The following is a 395-nucleotide window of genomic DNA, read 5'->3' on the forward strand; positions in this document are numbered from 1 at the left end:
AATGACCCAGTGAATTCCTGCTCAGGTGATAATACGGAAAGGAAATCACATGAGCATGGTCATGGAAGAAGAAGTCAAGCGATGGACGGCGAAGCGCAAGGCAGCGCTGGTCACTGAAATCATTCAAGGTAAAACCACGATCGCCGAGGCAAGTCGGGCCTTCGATATGCCGCCCTCAGAAATCGAGGAATGGGTTGACGAAGCTAAGCGCGGCATGGAGAACGCCCTGCGGGCCAAGCCGCTGGATGTGCGCGAGCAGTATGAACGCCAGATCAAGGAACTTCAGGAAGCATATGGCGAGGCCATGCTAGAACTGCGTGCCAGAAAAAAGCTGGCGTCCCTGCTGGGCGAGGAAGAGAAGTGATCGAAACGATCCACCAGGGACTGGAAGAAGA

The 395-nt window shown here is 54.4% G+C and carries 1 protein-coding gene; it reads left to right on the top strand.

What is annotated here, in order from left to right:
* Positions 1-31: 31 nt before the first annotated feature.
* Positions 32-364 carry a transposase gene (locus tag KDM89_RS20145; RefSeq protein WP_329604711.1) on the top strand — a complete coding sequence of 111 codons (333 nt, stop codon included), beginning with the start codon at positions 32-34 and terminating at the stop codon, positions 362-364.
* Positions 365-395 lie beyond the last annotated feature (31 nt).

The organism is Cognatundibacterium luofuense (genome assembly GCF_018139685.1).
GTDB classification, from domain to species: domain Bacteria; phylum Pseudomonadota; class Gammaproteobacteria; order Burkholderiales; family Burkholderiaceae_D; genus Undibacterium; species Undibacterium luofuense.